General features: G+C 69.9%; 20 protein-coding genes and 1 pseudogene. 10 read left to right on the top strand and 11 right to left on the bottom strand.

Features of this window, described 5'->3' with window-relative positions; all coding sequences use genetic code 11:
• Window positions 1-12 precede the first annotated feature (12 nt).
• From E6W39_RS12780 to E6W39_RS12755, 6 genes are all read left to right on the top strand, one after another.
• Window positions 13-486: an Asp23/Gls24 family envelope stress response protein gene (locus E6W39_RS12780; protein ID WP_141633657.1), complete on the top strand. Its 474-nt coding sequence runs from the start codon at window positions 13-15 to the stop codon at window positions 484-486.
• Between the two features lie 33 nt (window positions 487-519).
• Window positions 520-711, top strand: a complete 192-nt coding sequence (locus tag E6W39_RS12775; protein ID WP_141633656.1) for a hypothetical protein — start codon at window positions 520-522, stop codon at window positions 709-711.
• The gene (locus tag E6W39_RS12770) at window positions 711-1,082 is read left to right on the top strand and encodes an Asp23/Gls24 family envelope stress response protein (protein ID WP_228718122.1); all 372 of its coding nucleotides are present in this window, start codon (window positions 711-713) and stop codon (window positions 1,080-1,082) included. Before E6W39_RS12775 ends, E6W39_RS12770 begins: the two co-directional genes overlap by 1 nt.
• The gene (locus E6W39_RS12765; protein ID WP_141633655.1) at window positions 1,072-1,608 is read left to right on the top strand and encodes a DUF6286 domain-containing protein; all 537 of its coding nucleotides are present in this window, start codon (window positions 1,072-1,074) and stop codon (window positions 1,606-1,608) included. Before E6W39_RS12770 ends, E6W39_RS12765 begins: the two co-directional genes overlap by 11 nt.
• A 17-nt stretch (window positions 1,609-1,625) precedes the next feature.
• Complete coding sequence (locus E6W39_RS12760; RefSeq protein WP_141633654.1) at window positions 1,626-2,306, top strand: alkaline shock response membrane anchor protein AmaP; 681 nt, start codon at window positions 1,626-1,628, stop codon at window positions 2,304-2,306.
• Between the two features lie 99 nt (window positions 2,307-2,405).
• Complete coding sequence (locus E6W39_RS12755) at window positions 2,406-2,879, top strand: VOC family protein (RefSeq protein ID WP_141633653.1); 474 nt, start codon at window positions 2,406-2,408, stop codon at window positions 2,877-2,879.
• 64 nt (window positions 2,880-2,943) lie between these two features.
• Here the strand turns inward: E6W39_RS12755 and E6W39_RS12750 are convergent, their stop codons facing one another.
• From E6W39_RS12750 to E6W39_RS12715, 8 genes are all read right to left on the bottom strand, one after another.
• The gene (locus E6W39_RS12750; protein ID WP_141633652.1) at window positions 2,944-3,843 is read right to left on the bottom strand and encodes an RNA polymerase sigma-70 factor; all 900 of its coding nucleotides are present in this window, start codon (window positions 3,841-3,843) and stop codon (window positions 2,944-2,946) included.
• 114 nt (window positions 3,844-3,957) lie between these two features.
• A complete protein-coding gene (locus E6W39_RS12745; protein WP_141633651.1) occupies window positions 3,958-4,323 on the bottom strand; it encodes a DoxX family protein in 366 nt (121 codons plus the stop codon).
• 127 nt (window positions 4,324-4,450) lie between these two features.
• Window positions 4,451-4,711: a hypothetical protein gene (locus E6W39_RS12740; protein WP_141633650.1), complete on the bottom strand. Its 261-nt coding sequence runs from the start codon at window positions 4,709-4,711 to the stop codon at window positions 4,451-4,453.
• An 83-nt stretch (window positions 4,712-4,794) separates the two neighbouring features.
• Window positions 4,795-5,043: a multicopper oxidase domain-containing protein gene (locus E6W39_RS40390; RefSeq protein WP_220140209.1), complete on the bottom strand. Its 249-nt coding sequence runs from the start codon at window positions 5,041-5,043 to the stop codon at window positions 4,795-4,797.
• Complete coding sequence (locus tag E6W39_RS40385) at window positions 5,010-6,545, bottom strand: multicopper oxidase family protein (RefSeq protein WP_220140208.1); 1,536 nt, start codon at window positions 6,543-6,545, stop codon at window positions 5,010-5,012. The genes E6W39_RS40390 and E6W39_RS40385 overlap by 34 nt, the downstream gene beginning before the upstream one ends.
• A 245-nt stretch (window positions 6,546-6,790) precedes the next feature.
• A complete protein-coding gene (locus tag E6W39_RS12725; RefSeq protein WP_141633649.1) occupies window positions 6,791-7,576 on the bottom strand; it encodes an alpha/beta hydrolase family protein in 786 nt (261 codons plus the stop codon).
• A gap of 250 nt (window positions 7,577-7,826) precedes the next feature.
• The gene (locus tag E6W39_RS12720) at window positions 7,827-8,822 is read right to left on the bottom strand and encodes an asparaginase (protein WP_228718121.1); all 996 of its coding nucleotides are present in this window, start codon (window positions 8,820-8,822) and stop codon (window positions 7,827-7,829) included.
• 105 nt (window positions 8,823-8,927) lie between these two features.
• Window positions 8,928-9,374 carry an Lrp/AsnC family transcriptional regulator gene (locus tag E6W39_RS12715; RefSeq protein ID WP_141633647.1) on the bottom strand — a complete coding sequence of 149 codons (447 nt, stop codon included), beginning with the start codon at window positions 9,372-9,374 and terminating at the stop codon, window positions 8,928-8,930.
• A gap of 93 nt (window positions 9,375-9,467) precedes the next feature.
• Between E6W39_RS12715 and E6W39_RS12710 the strand changes: the two genes are divergently transcribed.
• The 4 genes from E6W39_RS12710 (at window position 9,468) to E6W39_RS12695 (ending at window position 11,800) form a co-directional block, all read left to right on the top strand.
• Window positions 9,468-10,304, top strand: a complete 837-nt coding sequence (locus E6W39_RS12710; protein WP_141633646.1) for a TIGR03619 family F420-dependent LLM class oxidoreductase — start codon at window positions 9,468-9,470, stop codon at window positions 10,302-10,304.
• On the top strand, window positions 10,301-10,738 hold the full coding sequence (locus tag E6W39_RS12705) for a nucleoside deaminase (RefSeq protein ID WP_141633645.1): 438 nt from the start codon (window positions 10,301-10,303) through the stop codon (window positions 10,736-10,738). The genes E6W39_RS12710 and E6W39_RS12705 overlap by 4 nt, the downstream gene beginning before the upstream one ends.
• A gap of 159 nt (window positions 10,739-10,897) precedes the next feature.
• Window positions 10,898-11,248 (top strand): VOC family protein, encoded by a 351-nt coding sequence (locus E6W39_RS12700; protein WP_141633644.1) that lies wholly within the window; start codon window positions 10,898-10,900, stop codon window positions 11,246-11,248.
• A gap of 174 nt (window positions 11,249-11,422) precedes the next feature.
• Complete coding sequence (locus tag E6W39_RS12695) at window positions 11,423-11,800, top strand: nuclear transport factor 2 family protein (RefSeq protein WP_141637701.1); 378 nt, start codon at window positions 11,423-11,425, stop codon at window positions 11,798-11,800.
• 93 nt (window positions 11,801-11,893) lie between these two features.
• Here E6W39_RS12695 and E6W39_RS41490 read toward each other — a convergent pair.
• The 3 genes and pseudogenes from E6W39_RS41490 to E6W39_RS12680 form a co-directional block, all read right to left on the bottom strand.
• Window positions 11,894-12,112 (bottom strand): annotated as a pseudogene (locus E6W39_RS41490) (IS630 family transposase); the annotation flags it as partial.
• Window positions 12,113-12,166: 54 nt separating this feature from the next.
• Entirely contained in the window at window positions 12,167-13,483 is a 1,317-nt protein-coding gene (locus E6W39_RS12685; protein ID WP_141633643.1) for an IS630 family transposase, read from the bottom strand.
• 179 nt (window positions 13,484-13,662) lie between these two features.
• A complete protein-coding gene (locus E6W39_RS12680; RefSeq protein WP_141633642.1) occupies window positions 13,663-14,166 on the bottom strand; it encodes a YfbM family protein in 504 nt (167 codons plus the stop codon).
• Window positions 14,167-14,285 lie beyond the last annotated feature (119 nt).

The following is a 14,285-nucleotide window of genomic DNA, read 5'->3' as shown; positions in this document are numbered from 1 at the left end:
GGAGGCACCCCCATGCCCGAGACCCCCAAACCGTCCGATCTGATCACCAAGTCGCACGCGCCGCACGGCAACACCGGAGCCGAGCAGCGCGGCCGCACGGTGATGGCCGACGGCGTCGTCGAGAAGATCGCGGGCATGGCCGCCCGCGAGGTGCCCGGGATCCACGCGCTCGGCTCGGGCCTGGCCCGCACCCTCGGCGCGATGCGGGACCGGGCCTCCGGCGGCCGGACCAGCGTCTCGCGCGGGATCAAGGCCGAGGTGGGGGAGCGGCAGACCGCGATCGACATCGCCCTGATCGTCGAGTACGGGGCGGTGATCCCCGAGCTGGTGGCCGCGGTGCGGCGCAACATCATCAGCGCGGTGGAGCGGCTCACCGGCCTCGAAGTGGTCGAGGTCAACATCGCGGTCAACGACGTCCACCTGCCGGACGAGTCCGAGGAGGAAGAGGAGCTGATCTCCTCCGAACGGCGGGGCCGGGTCCAGTAACTGCCACACATTCAGAGCCCTCGGGAGTACCTGATGAATCTCGCCCATCTCGGCCTGCTGATCGGCATGGCCCTGGGGTTCGCCGGCTACTTCGGCGGGTTCGCCGCCTTCCTGCTGGTCCTCGCCCTCGGAGCCGTCGGCTTCGTGGTCGGGCGGCTGATGGAGAGCGACATCGACCTGGGTGACCTCGGCGACCTGCTGCGCAGCCACGACCGGCGCCGCTGATGGCGACGGGGGACTCGCTCCTGCGGGCCGCCTGGGGGCGGAACACCGGCCCGGACACCGCGCCCGCCCGACGCGGCCGACTGCGGATCGCCGACCGGGTGCTGCAGCGGATCGCCGAGGTCGCCGCGCGGGAGGCGCTCGGGCCCGACCCGGTCGGCGGCCACCCGCGGGTCTCGGTGGCCGTGCTCGGCGGCGGCGCCCGGGTGTGGGTCGGGCTGGACCTGCCGTTCCCCGGTGACCTGGCGGCCTGGGCCGAGCGGGTGCGGGCGCAGGTGGGCGAGCGGGTGGGCGGGCTGACCGGGATCGAGGTGCGGGAGGTGGACGTGGTGGTGGAGCACCTGGTGCCCGTGGAGCCGTCCAGTGCCAGGTGAGGCGGGCCGTCCGCGTTCCCCCCGCACCCGGGTGTCGGCGCTGGTCGCGCTGGCGGTACTGGCCGGGGCCGGGGCGCTGCTCTATGACGCGGTGTCGGAGTGGACCGGCCACCACACCGGCAGCTGGCGCCACTGGCTCGCCCACCAGCTGTCCACCCGCCACCTGGACTCGCCCTGGGCGCTGGCCGGCGCCGCGGTGGTGGCCGCGCTCGGCCTGTGGCTGCTGGTGCTGGCCGTGGCACCGGGGGAGCGGCGCTGGCTGCCGCTGCGCCAGGCCCCCGGCTCGGCGGTCGACCGGCTCGGCGTCGCCGCACTGCTGGAGCGGCGGGTCTGCGCGGAGCCCATGGTGGCGTCCGCCCGGGTCCGGGTGGGCCGGCGGCGGGCCCGGGTCACCGTGCACGGCAGCGCCGACCTGGACCGGGCGCGCGTGGTGCTGAACGAGGAGCTGGACCGGATCGGCCTGGTGCGGCCGCCCGCTCTGACGGTGCGCGGGCGGCGGGCCCGGCACCGGCCGCACATGCACTGACCGACGGCTGGAGGTTGATGGTGAATCGGACCACGGTGAACCGCGTGCTGCTCGCGGTGGTCGGTCTGGTGCTGCTGGTCGGCGCGCTGCTGGTGCTGGCCGGGGGCTTCGACGCCTACCACCGGCTGGGGGTCACCCCGCCCTCCTGGTGGCCGCTCACCTCGCCGCACCAGCCGCTGCTCAGCAACGCCTCCCGCACCCGCTGGCGCGACCGCGGCTGGTGGTGGCCGGCGGTGGTGGCGGGCCTCGCGCTGCTGGTGGTGCTGTCGGTCTGCTGGCTGGCCGCGCAACTGCGGCAGTCCACGCCCGCCGAGTTCGAGCTGCCGACGGGTGGCGGCGGGAGTGGGCCTGGTGGGGGACCCGTCCTGCGGCTGCGCCTGCGGGGCGCGGCGCTGGCCAGCGCGGTGCAGGACGCAGCGCTGCACCTGCCGGAGGTGACGGCAGCCCGGGTCCGCCTGTTCGGGAGCCCCCACCGGGCCCGCCTGCGGGCACAGCTGCTCCTGGAGCCGGGCAGCGACCCCTCGGCAGCGGTGACGGCCTTCCGGGACGGGCCACTGGCGCACGCGTGCGCCGCGGTGGGCGGCGAGCTGCCACTCGAGCTGCGGATCCAGGTGGCTCCGTCGGCCGCGGAGCACCCGACCCGCGAACGCCGCGCGCGCCGTGGGCGGGGGCGGAAGCGGGAACCGCGGGTGGCGTGACGGGGCGGGGCAGCCGCTTTGGGGCCAGGGAGCGCGGAGGCGTTGCGTGGGGTGGTGGGCTTTGACCCTGACGTAGCGTCAGGTCATACGTTCCGGGGCATGACCGATACCACTGCACCGGTTGTCGACCGGACCATCTACCCCATGCCGATGTTCGCCAGCTTCAAGGTTGCGGACATCCTGGCGGCCGAGGCGTTCTACCACGCCGTCGGGTTCGTCTCCATCGCGACCATTCCGGGCCCGGAGGGGGTCCCCGCGCTGGTGCACCTGCGGCGGATGAAGTACCAGGACATCCTGCTCGTCCCCGGCACGGCGTCGCGCGGCAGCGTGACGGTGAGCTTCAACGCCGGCGGCCAGGACGTGGCAGCGCTGGCGACCGCGCTCCGGGCCGCCGCTCCGGAGGGTGCCCGCATTGAAGGTCCCACGGACACGCTGTGGTTCACCACTGATGTGACCATCGACGACCCCGATGGGAACCGGGTGATCATCACCGCACAGCGTGAGGCCGAGGCGGAGCAGGCCAAGGCGTGGGCCAAGGAGAACCTCCAGGGCGACTTCATCGCCGAGGAGTGAGAGGCGGAGATGGGGAGGCGGGGCAACTCTGCGGAGAGGTTCCGGAGTTACCCCGCCTTCGCGTTCAGCGCAGGGAGAGCGCGGTCTCCGTTCCGACGCGGGTCAGCTTCTCCGGGTTGCGGACGTAGTAGAGGCCGCTGATGCGGTCGCCGTCCAGCCGGACCGCCATCACGCCGTCGAGCTCGCCGTCCAGGTGCAGGGCGAGAGCGGGGCTGCCGTTGACCATGGTGAGCGAAGTGGTGAGCGTGGCATGGGACTTGGCGGTGCCGCCGATGATGAGGCGGGCCACCTTGTCGGCGCCGGTGATCGGGCGCGGCACGGCCTGCTTGATGCCGCCGCCGTCGCTCATCATGACGACCTCGGGGGCGAGCACGTCGAGGAAGCCCTGCAAGTCGCCGGTGGCGAGCGCGTGTTGGAACGACTCAAGGGCAGCCTTGGTCCTGCTCGCGGAGACCGTCTCGCGAGGCCGGCGCGCATCGACGTGCCGGCGGGCGCGGTGTGCGATCTGGCGGACGGCCGCGGGGCTCTTGTCGACGGCGGCCGCGATCTCGTCGTAGCCGACGTCGAAGACCTCGCGCAGCACGAAGACGGCGCGCTCGGTCGGCGACAGCGTTTCGAGGACGAGCATCAGCGCCATCGACATGCTCTCCGCCAGTTCGACGTCCTCGGCCACGTCGGGCGCGGTGAGCATGGGTTCGGGCAGCCATGGGCCGACGTACGCCTCCTTGCGGCGCGTCATGGTGCGCAGCCGGTTGAGCGACTGGCGGGTGGTGATCCGCACCAGGTAGGCGCGGTGCTCCCGCACTTGTGCCAGGTCGACCTTGACCCACCTCAACCAGGTTTCCTGGAGGACGTCTTCGGCATCGGCCGCCGAGCCGAGCATCTCGTAGGCGACGGTGAAGAGCAGGTTGCGGTGGGCCACGAAGGCGTCGGTGGCCGGGTCGGAGGTGGCGTGGGTGCCCATTCTTCGGTCAATCCCCCTCATGATCGCTGTTGCGCCCATGCTGCCATTGCGGCGGCGGGTGCCTTGGTGCGTTGGCTCTGCGGTGGTTGGCGCAGTTGGCGGATCGGGCGCGGGTCAGGAGCGGCCGAGGGCGATGAATGCCGCGAGGACGAGGTAGCTCAGGTTCAGCGCGACGAACTTGGCCTGCCCGTCGTAGCGGCGGTGGGTGATGATCGCGCCGACCATCAGCAGGACCCAGCAGACGGCGGTCACCGGCACCATGGCCGGCGCGATGTGGAGCGCGGCGGGCGCCACCAGGCCGACTGCGGCGAGGAGTTCGAGGATCCCCGGGGTTTTGACGAAGCCGGTGCCGGCGTCCCCGGCCCATTCCCCGCCATGGGCCTTGGCCAGCTTCGCCTTCGGCACGAAGGTCTTGCTGACGCCGCCGGCCAGGGCGACCAGGGCGAGCAGGCCGGCGGCGATCCAGAGTGCGAGGTTCATGAGGCGCTCCTTCGCTTCCAAGGGGTCGGCCTCAAGACACCGCAGCAGCAAGGGTTGTGACGAGAGGTGATGCAGGTCACCCAGTCCACCCGGCGAGAGTGCCCTGCATCGCAGGTGTCAGTGGCGGTCAGGCGCCGGTGCCACTGTCGTAGCTGCCGTCGTCGATGCTGGGGCCCACCCAGGTGCCGTGGTGGCAGACCTGGCCCTCGGGGTTGATGGCGCCTTCGGGGAAGGTGAGGCTGGTGACGGCCGTCGGGTCGGCCGCAGTGATCGCCGTGGAGTCGCTGTAGACGCAGCCGGCCGGCGTGGCATGGGCCGTTGCGGCCGGCAGCAGCATCAGGGCGGCGGTGCACCCGGCGGTGGCGAATGCGCTGATGAGCCTACGCATGCGGGAAGTCCTTTCGGGGAGGCCCGAGTTCCGAGGCCCGAGGTCCGGGACGCGGGGTCGGGGATGTGCGATTGGTGCGTAGGTCAGTGGACTTCCAACGGCCGGATCATCTCGTGGTCCTCGTGTTCGAGGATGTGGCAGTGCCACATGTACATACCCGGCTTGTCGAAGGTGGCCTTGACCCTGGTGACCATGCCCTTGGGCACCTGCACGGTGTCCTTGGGGCCGCGTTCGGTCGGGAACGGCTCCTGTCCGTGGGCCTCGTCCACCTTGATGTCCGTGAGGGAACCGTCGTCCTTCACCTCCGCGGTGAAGGGCCACCGGCCGAGCACCTCGAACTCGACGAGGTGGAGGTGGATGGGGTGCGTGCCCCCATGGTGGTGTAGATCTCCCAGATCTCCGTGGCGCCCAGGACGGGCGTCTCGGTGGCCGGGTCGTCCCAGGTCAGTCGGCCGTCCTTCACGGTCCCCAGCATGAGTTTGAACCGCTGGAGCTCGTCCTTGGTGAACGACAGCAGGACCTTGCGTGTGACCGTCGCCGACTCGGTGATCCGGAACGGCTTCGGGCGCAGCCTCTTCGGCAGGCGGGTCGTCGGCCAGGCACGGTTCAGGGGTTGGTTGACGCGGAACTTCATGAACGGGAGGGCGTCCGTCGTGCCGGGGGTGCTGGCGTCGTGGGTGAGGGTGTACTCCCCGTCCACCATGCCTGTGAAGTCGACCACGAGGTCGACGCGTTCGGCCGGGGACAGCGGCAGCGGGTCGGTCAGGCGGAGCGGCCGCTCCAGGAAGCCGCCGTCCGTGGCGATCTGGTACACGGGGAGCGGCCACGGATTCCGTGAAAGCTCCGGCCCGACCATGCGCAGATCGAAGGTCTTGGCGTTGGAGCCGTTGAGCACCCGCAGGCGGTACATGCGGGGCTCGACGTCCAGATGCGGCCAGGCGACCCCGTTGACCACCCCGACGTCTCCTGTGAAGCCGGTGAAGATCGAGGGCGGCGCCTTCTGCTCGGCACCCTGGTCCGGGTAGGCCAGGTGACCGTTCGGATAGAAGTACCGGTCCTGGAGGACGATCTCCCGCTCATGTGGACCGGTCGGCAGCAGATGGTCTTTGACCAGTTCGTCTTCGTTCTCGTCCCGCAGCAGGTAGAACCCGGCCAGGCCCGCATAGACGTTCAAGCGGGTGAGGCCGATCGCGTGGTCGTGGTACCACAGCGTGGCTGCTTCCTGGCTGTTCTCGTAGTGGTACAGGGTCGTCTGGTAGGCCGGTCCGGTGTGGCCGGTCGCGGGGCTGGTGTACCAGGCCTCGGCGTGGCCGTCGGACCTCGCCTCGGTGTGGCCGCCGTGCAGGTGCACCACCGTGGGCACACCCCCGCCCTCCTCGGTGGGATAGCCCGCCCAGTGGATGCTGTCATCAACCGGCAGCATGTGCTGGGCGGGTAGGTCGTTCAGCCAGTTCACTTTCAGAAGGCGGTTCTTGCGGACCACGATCGTGGGACCGGGGTAGGACACTTGCGCTGGGCCGTGCGGGGTGTGCAGCCCGTAGCCCCACACCGGTGTCCGCAGTCCGAGGCCGCCACCGATGACGTCCTGCACGGTCGGCCGCATCACGATGTCGATCCGGTCCGTGTGCTGCGCGTCGATCCGCGTGGGCAGCGGGAGCGTGTTCACGAAGCGGGGGATGGCGGCGCTGTCCCCGATCGGGTTCAGGAACAGGTTGGGCAGGATCCGCGGCGGCAGGTCCCGCCGCGCGAGGGCTTCGGCCGGTGCGGCTCGCAGACCGCCGGCCAGCAGCGCACCGGTCACCGAGCCGGCGCGGAGAAAGGTCCTTCTGAGCATCGCCGATCATCCCCTGGAGCAAAGCGGACAGTTCGTGTCACCTCTTATCGGCGTCAAGGCACATTGACTGTCCGGCTGAACGGGTGGTCTACCGCTGATGCGGCGCGGCCTCCACTCGTTCAGTCCAATGGTCATGGGGATGAGGAGGTCTGACGGTGTGTGGGATCAGGGTGCGTCGGATCCTGAACGGGGATGGGCGCCAGCGCGGCGCCCGGCCGGTGAGCCGGGCGCCGCGACCGCGCAGGTCAGGCCGGCGACACGACCGGTCGGCCGAAGTGCCGGGCGAAGAAGCGGACCGCGCTGTCCGCCTCGAACCTGGGCAGCTCCTTGTGCTTGCCCGAGTTCACGTGCAGCGACTTCTCCTTCGAGGCGAAGGCGTCGAACAGCGCGAGACCGGCCTCGCGCGAGATGTGCTCGTCATCCCACTGCAGGTCGAACTCGATCGGGATGGTGATCTGCCGCGCCTTCTCGGCCAGGGTGTCGGGCCAGTGCTGGCCGAAGACCACGGCGGTGATCCTGGGTTCGACCGCCACGAAGGGGATGCCGATCGCGGTGCCCATGTTGATGCCCCAGAAGCCGACCGGACCATCGGTGCCGATCTCCGGGAGCTCCTGGAGGGCGTCCAGGGCCGCCCGGTACTCGGGCACGGCGAGCTCCGCCAGGTGGTCGTTGTAGCGCACGACGATCGGGCCTTCCGGCTCGCCCGCCGCCCGGGCCCGGAACAGCTCGGCGATTTCGGCGTCGTCGTGCGCCGTGCGCGGCCGGTCGCCGTGACCGGGCGCGTCGAGGACGGCGACGTGGAAGCCGCAGCCGGCCACCAGGCGCTGGGCGCGGCCCGACATCGCCGGGTGCTTCTTGTGGTTGCCGCCACCGTGGGCCATCAGGATCAGGGGCGCGTGGTCGGCTGCGTCGGAGGCCGGCGACCAGAGGACACCGGGGACGCCAGGGATGCCGGGGACGCCGCCCACGGTGAAGTCGCGCTCGACCATGCCGTTCGACGCCGACTCGGCAGTGAAGTGGAGAGAGTACATAGCTGTTGCCTTTCGGGAGGGCCTTGTTGTCGAGGCGCTCCCGGCGACAGCTACGTCAGCCGCCCGGCCGTGACGGGAACGGGGAGCACCCACGTCGATACAGCGTTCATGGGGTCTCACCTCCTCGGGCGGTCTCACGGTCGACTGAAAGCTATCAGCTTGATCATCGGCTCACCAGCCGCTTTCCCGCCGTCATGTGATCACGGCTCAGAAGGCCCATGGCGGTCGGTTGCGGCTGCCGGCGAGCGGCTCAGTGGGCGGCGGTGGTGTGGAAGGCGTCGGCGATCTCGGTGCTGGTTCGGCCCTGGGCGAGCAGGACGTGGATGAGGAGGCGGGCCTTGTAGGGGTCGAGGTGGCCGGCTCGGATCAGGCCGCGCTGCAGGAGGTCCTTCTCCGATCCCGGGAAGCTGTAAGTCGCTTGCAGGACCGGCCCGTTGCCGATCCGGCTGGCGAGGACCACGGGGATGCGGGCGGCGGTTCGCTCCAGGACGGCGACGAAGTCCTGCGGGACGTGGCCGACTCCGAAGGCGGCGATGACGAGCCCGTCGCAGGCGTCGGCCATGGCGGCGAGGAGGGTGCCGTCGTCGCCGAGCGTTGCGGTGTAGAGGCCGACGCGGGGTGCAGGGTTGGTCAACTCGCTTGGGGTGACCGTGCGTTGTGCCAGTGGTGAGTGGAGGTGGACGCGGCCCTCGTACAGGCGACCCAGCGGGCCGGTGGCCGGAGAGGTGAAGGCGGCCGGGCTGGTGGAGTGCGACTTGCGGACGGTGCGGGACGCGTGGATCTCGTCGTTGAGGACCACCACGACGCCGGCGCCGCGCAGTTGGGGCGAGCCGGCGGCGATGACGGCTGCGTGCAGGTTGGCCGGGCCGTCCGCACCGGGCTGGGTGGGGTTGCGCATGGCGCCGGTGACGACGATGGGTGCGTCGCCGCAGTGGAGGAGGTCGAGGAGGTAGGCGGTCTCCTCGATGGTGTCGGTGCCCTGGGTGACGACTGCGCCAACGCACCCGGTTTGCAAGGCGGTTGTGATGGCTGACGAGAGGGCGGTGATGTCGTCGAAGGTGAGGGAGGCGCCGGGGAGGCGGCGGAAGTCGTGGACGCGGAGGTCGAGGGGGAGGCCCTGGAGGGCGGGGACGGCGTCGAGGAGCTCCTGGGCGGACAGGGCGGGCACCACGCCGCCGGTGGCCGGATCGGTGGTCATGGCGATGGTGCCGCCGAGGGAGAAGATCGCAACTACGGGATCGGGCACGGGGGTTGTCTCCCTCGGTGGGTGCGCCGGCTTCGCCCGGGCGGCCATTGGCGGCGTCGGATCGTCAGGGGCCAGGGCACAGGGGTCGGGGCCAGGGGTCAGGGGTCAGGGCTGGTCGGGGCCGCGGTAGGGCAGCGTGTGGCTGTAGACGATGCTGGTGGTCGTGCTGCCGAAGCCGGCCAACTCGTCCACGAGCGTCTCCAGATGCTCCATGGAGGTCGCGGCCACCTTCAGGGTGTAGCAGTCGTCGCCGGTCGTGCGCAGGCATTCCAGGATCTCCGGTCGCTCGGTGAGCAGCCGGCGCAGCGGTTGGTGGCGGTTGCCCGGGTACTTCAGCCGGACGACGGCGAGCACGGGATAGCCCACCTTGGCCAGGTCCACCACGGCGTGGTAGCCGGTGATGACGCCCAGCGACTCCAGATTCCGCACCCGTTCCGTGGTAGCCGAGGGGCTGAGCTTCACCCGCCGCCCCAGCTCGCTGAGGGAGATTCGGGCCTCGCGTTGCAGCTGCCCGATGATCGCCCAGTCGGTGTCGTCAAGATTCACGGCCATATCGCGACTCTACCGGCAGAATCACGGAAGAACACTGCCAACGCCGGGAATGATCGGTTCCGTGCGCGATGATCGCCGCGATAGCCTCCGATCATGCAACTTGGCGTCAACGTACCGAACTTCGGGCCCGGCACCGATCCCGGCATGCTGCGCGAATGGGCGCGGATCGCGGAGGGGCTCGGCTACGACCTCCTCATGGTGTCGGATCACGTGGTCATCACCCCGGACGTGGCCGAGCGGTACCCGGATCCGTTCTACGAGCCGTTCACCACGCTGTCCTGGCTGGCCGGGGTCACCAGCACGGTGCGCCTCGGCACCACCGTGCTGATCCTGCCGTACCGGCATCCGCTGCTGGTGGCGCGGATGGCCACCAGCCTCAGCCGGCTCAGCGGCGGCCGGTTCGTGCTCGGGGTCGGCGTCGGCTGGGCCCGCCAGGAGTTCGGCGCGCTCGGCGTGCCGTTCACCGCGCGCGGCCGGCTGACCGACGAGTACCTGGCCACCCTGCGGGAGGTTTGGCGCACCGAGACCGAGACCGAGGCCGAGGCCGAGCCCGGCGCCGCCCCGGTTCCCGTCTGGGTCGGCGGCCACAGCGCGGCGGCGCTCCGACGCGCCGCCAGGTTCGGTGACGCCTGGCACCCGCTGCGGCTCTCCGTGGCCCGGATGCGCACGATCCTGACGGACCATTCGCTGCCGGCGTTCGCACCCCGCATCGCCCTGCGGGTGACCGAAACCCCGGTCGACGACCCCGAGCGGCTCGCCGGCGTCGGCACCATCGAGCAGATCCTCGACGACCTGGAGCAACTCCGCCTGCTCGGCGCCGACACCGTCGTACTCGACCCCTACCACGGAGATCCGGAAGCGACCCGCCGGCCCGACACGGCCTGGCGGGCGCTCACCGAGGTCGCCACCCACTGGAAGACGGCATCGTGATCACCACCGCCGACGAGACACTCCTGCGCCGCGCGATCGGCATCGCGGCCGCCGCCATCGCCCACGGCGACGCACCGTACGGCTCCCTGCTGGCCGGCCCGGACGGCACGGTCCTCGCCGAGGCCCACAACACGGTGCGCCGCGACAACGACATCAGCGCCCACCCGGAACTGAAGCTGGCCCGCTGGGCGGCCCGCGAGCTCGACCCGGGCACGGCAGCCCGCAGCACCATGTACACCAGCTGCCAGCCGTGCGGCATGTGCGCCGGCGGACTCGTCCGCTCGGGCATCGGCCGGGTCGTCTACGCGCTCTCCACCGAGCAACTCGTCGAACTCAACCCGCAATCGGGTGCCTGGCCGACGGTGGTGCAGGACGGCCCGGCCCTGTTCGACGAGGCCCGCGGCCCCATCGACGCCTACTACCGGCCGAGCTGATGACGATGGCCTCGACTCGTCGAGGTGACGTTGACGGTGTCGGGGGAGGGGGAGGGCCCGGTTCCGGCCATGAAGCCGTGAGGGTGCCGGACGCCGTGCCAGACACTCGGTACCGCGTCGCAGGAGCACATTGTTCACGCCAGGACGTAGCCTGACCGCATGATCACTGGCGGACACGTCATCATCTACAGCCGTGACGCGGAAGCGGACCGGGCCTTCTTCAGGGACGTGCTGGAGTATCCGCATGTCGATGCGGGCGCTGGTTGGTTGATCTTCAAGCTTCCGCCGACCGAGATCGCCGTGCATCCCACCGAGGGCCCCAAAGCGCAGGAGCTCTACCTGATGTGCGACGACGTCGACGCAACGGTGAGGACTCTGGCCGCGAAGGGAGTGGAATTCATCCAGCCGGTCACCGACGCCCGCTGGGGGCGGCTGACCAGGCTCCGTCTGCCGGGCGGCGGCGAGCTGGGCATGTACGAGCCCCGCCACGAACGGGCTACCGATCTGTGAGGAACACGCACCGGGCACGTCACGCCCGGCTCGGAGCCTTACCGATCGCTACCGGTCCCAGGCTTCCTGGTGCTGTGACCGGGATGGTCCACCGTGATCGGAAGGCGGCTCGCGGGACGAGCGCACGCGCAACGGCTGGTATTGCTCACGCGCAACGGCTGGTATTACTGGGGCATGCAGGAAGAGACGGCACGTTCCGCGATCGACACGTTCATCTCCGCGTTCAACGCCTCGGACGACAGCTATGTGACTGCCCTGCTTTCCCAGGCCCTGACCTCAGACGTGGTCTTCTGGGGGCCGTTGGGTCGCAGCGAAGGAATCGCGGCGGTCGAGCGGTTCGTGCTGGACATCCGGCGCCACCCGGCGGGGACCGGCACGATGGCGCGGTGCTCAGCGGTGGACATGCCTGACGAGTGGGCCCGGTACCAGTGGGTCTTCACCACGCCGGATGGAGGCCCCCGCCTGGCGGGAACGGACATCGTCCATCTGCGGCGGAGCCGCATCGACCAGGTCATCGTCTTTGCGGGGGAGATCGAGCCGTCCGCCTCCTGAGTCGTCCTGCTGTCGCTGTCCTTCTCGTGAACTTGTCCCTTTCGGCACTCCGGGGCTGCGGTTCGCGGTCGGTCGGGCTGCGGCGTTGAGGGGGCGGCCGCCCCAGGGGATGCCCTTCTCACCGCGGATGTGGGCGCGTTCCTTGCGTTGGGCGGCAAGTACGTCGGGGTGGCGGGCGTTGGCGTTGCGCCAGCGCAGGTAGCGGTGCAGTGCCTGGGTTTGTGTGGGGTGGCTGCGATGGTGGGAGTTGGCCAGGGTCGGGTTGGCCCAGGATGCGTAGGTCGGGGTGAAGCACAGCTCGACCTTAACCCGGCGAACCTACGCGGTCACAGCACTAGTGTGCTGCGCCAGAAATCACGAGGGCAATTACTTCTCTGATGGCGTGCCAGGCTGGTTGATCTTGGCGAGGTAGTCGGCGAGGGATTTGAGGATCTCGTCGGCTGTCTTGGTCCAGGTGAACGGTCTCGGGTCCTGGTTCCAGGTGTCGATCCAGGCCTTGATGTCGTCTTCGAGAGCCTTGACGGACGTGTGGACGCCTCGCCGGATCAGCTTGTCCGTCAGCAGGCCGAACCAGCGCTCGACCTGGTTGATCCAGGACGAGCCGGTCGGGGTGAAGTGCACATGGAAGCGCGGGTGCCGTTCCAGCCAGGCTCTGATCTCGGCGGTGTTGTGGGTGGCGTAGTTGTCGCACACCAGGTGCACGTCCAGCTCGGCAGGGACCGCTTTGTCTATCGTGACCAGGAACTTCTTGAACTCCAAGGCCCGGTGGCGCCGGTGCAGTTCGCTGATGACGGTGCCGTCGGCGATGTTGAAAGCGGCGAACAGGCTGGTGATGCCGTGCCGCAGGTAGTCGTGTGTGCGGCGTTCGGGCATGCCCGGCATCATCGGCAGGACCGGCTGGGACCGGTCCAGCGCCTGGATCTGGCTCTTCTCGTCGACGCAGAGCACGACCGCCTTCTCGGGCGGGTTGTGGTAGAGCCCGACGACGTCCACGACCTTGTCCACGAACTGCGGGTCGGTGGACAGCTTGAACGAGTCTTGCAGGTGCGGCTTGAGGTCGAACTTCCTCCAGATCCGCCCGATGGTCGACTTCGACAGCCCGGTACGGGCGGCCATCGAGGCCCGCGACCAGTGCGTGTCGCTGCCCGGCGTGGACTCCAGCGTCGCGACGACGACATCTTCGACCTGGTCGAGCAGGATCGACGGCGGCCGGCCGGGTCGCGGCTCGTCCTGCAGGCCGTCCAGGCGCTTGGCGATGAAGCGGGCCCGCCAGCGCTCCACGGTCGTCTCGTCGACGCCAAGGTCCATCGCGGCCTGCTTGTTGGTCCCGCCCTCCGCGCACCGCAGCACGATCTTGGCCCGCAGGGCGAGGAACTGAGCGGTCTTCGCCCGCCTCGCCCAGCGCACCAGTTGGTCCCGTTCGGCGTCGCTCAGGACCAGATCGGCTTTGGGCCGGCCGATGCGGCCCTCGTCCTGCAGACCGGGCAGCCCCTCGGCTGCGAACTTGCGACGCCACTTGCCCACCGTCTTGGCCTGGACGTCAACAAGCCGCCCCACAGCGGCATTCGACATGCCGTCAGCACACGCCAGAATGATCCGGGCCCGCTCCGCAGCTCTCCGGTCCCACGAGCCCGCCCGACGCAGCAACTCGGCACGCTCATCGTCAGACAGCGCGATCGACACAGCAGAAGGCCCAGGATGCGACACCATAAAAGAGTATCAACTTACCCTCGTGATTTCTGGCGCAGCACACTAGAGGCACTCGACCGGGTTCAACTCCGGTGCGTACGCAGGCAACAGGGGGACAGCCAGCCACTTGCGCCCGTCGAACAGTCCTGGAGGACGGTTGGGTTGGCAGTGCGTCAGGAGAACCAGACGACGATCGAATCGCCACTGTGGGCTGCGGACTCGAAGAACCGTGCGAGGGCTTGGTAGGTGTGGACGATGGCTGTCAGCCACTGCTCGGCTTCGTCCTCCTCGACGACCGAGTAGAGCTCGGCTTGGACGAGCTCCGCTGCGGTGACGCCTTCGATCAGCTTGTCGCCCGGGGTGGCAGCCAGCGTTGCCGCAGAGGTGCGGACCTGCTCCGGGGTGAGGTAGCGGGGCGGCCCGTAACCCCAGTCCTCGGCGTTGGCGCCAGGGATCTCCTGCTCACCGAAGACGATGGCGGTGGGGAGGTCGATCCGCTCCAGCAGATGGCGCAGGATGTCCCATGCCCTGTCGATGTCGAGGCGGCGAGGTTGGGCTGCGTCGGGCCCGTCGGTCTCGGCGCTGATGATCTCCTCGATGGACTCCCACGTTGGGTCGCCGATGGTACGGGCAAGTTCGGCAGGGGTCAGACGGGCGTAGATTCCGAGGATGCTCATGAGGTCGGAGCGTAGGTGCGGGTGGTGACAGTCCCCGTCCGAGTCGGTGGGCGACTCGGGGCTCCGGGGGGACTGGGCTACTCGTCGAGTCTGGGCATCTTGAGGGTGACCAGGGCGCC

Source organism: Kitasatospora acidiphila (assembly GCF_006636205.1).
Classification (GTDB): Bacteria; Actinomycetota; Actinomycetes; order Streptomycetales; family Streptomycetaceae; genus Kitasatospora; species Kitasatospora acidiphila.
The sequence above is the reverse complement of the archived record's forward strand: the minus strand, read 5'-3'. Positions and strand labels throughout refer to the sequence as shown.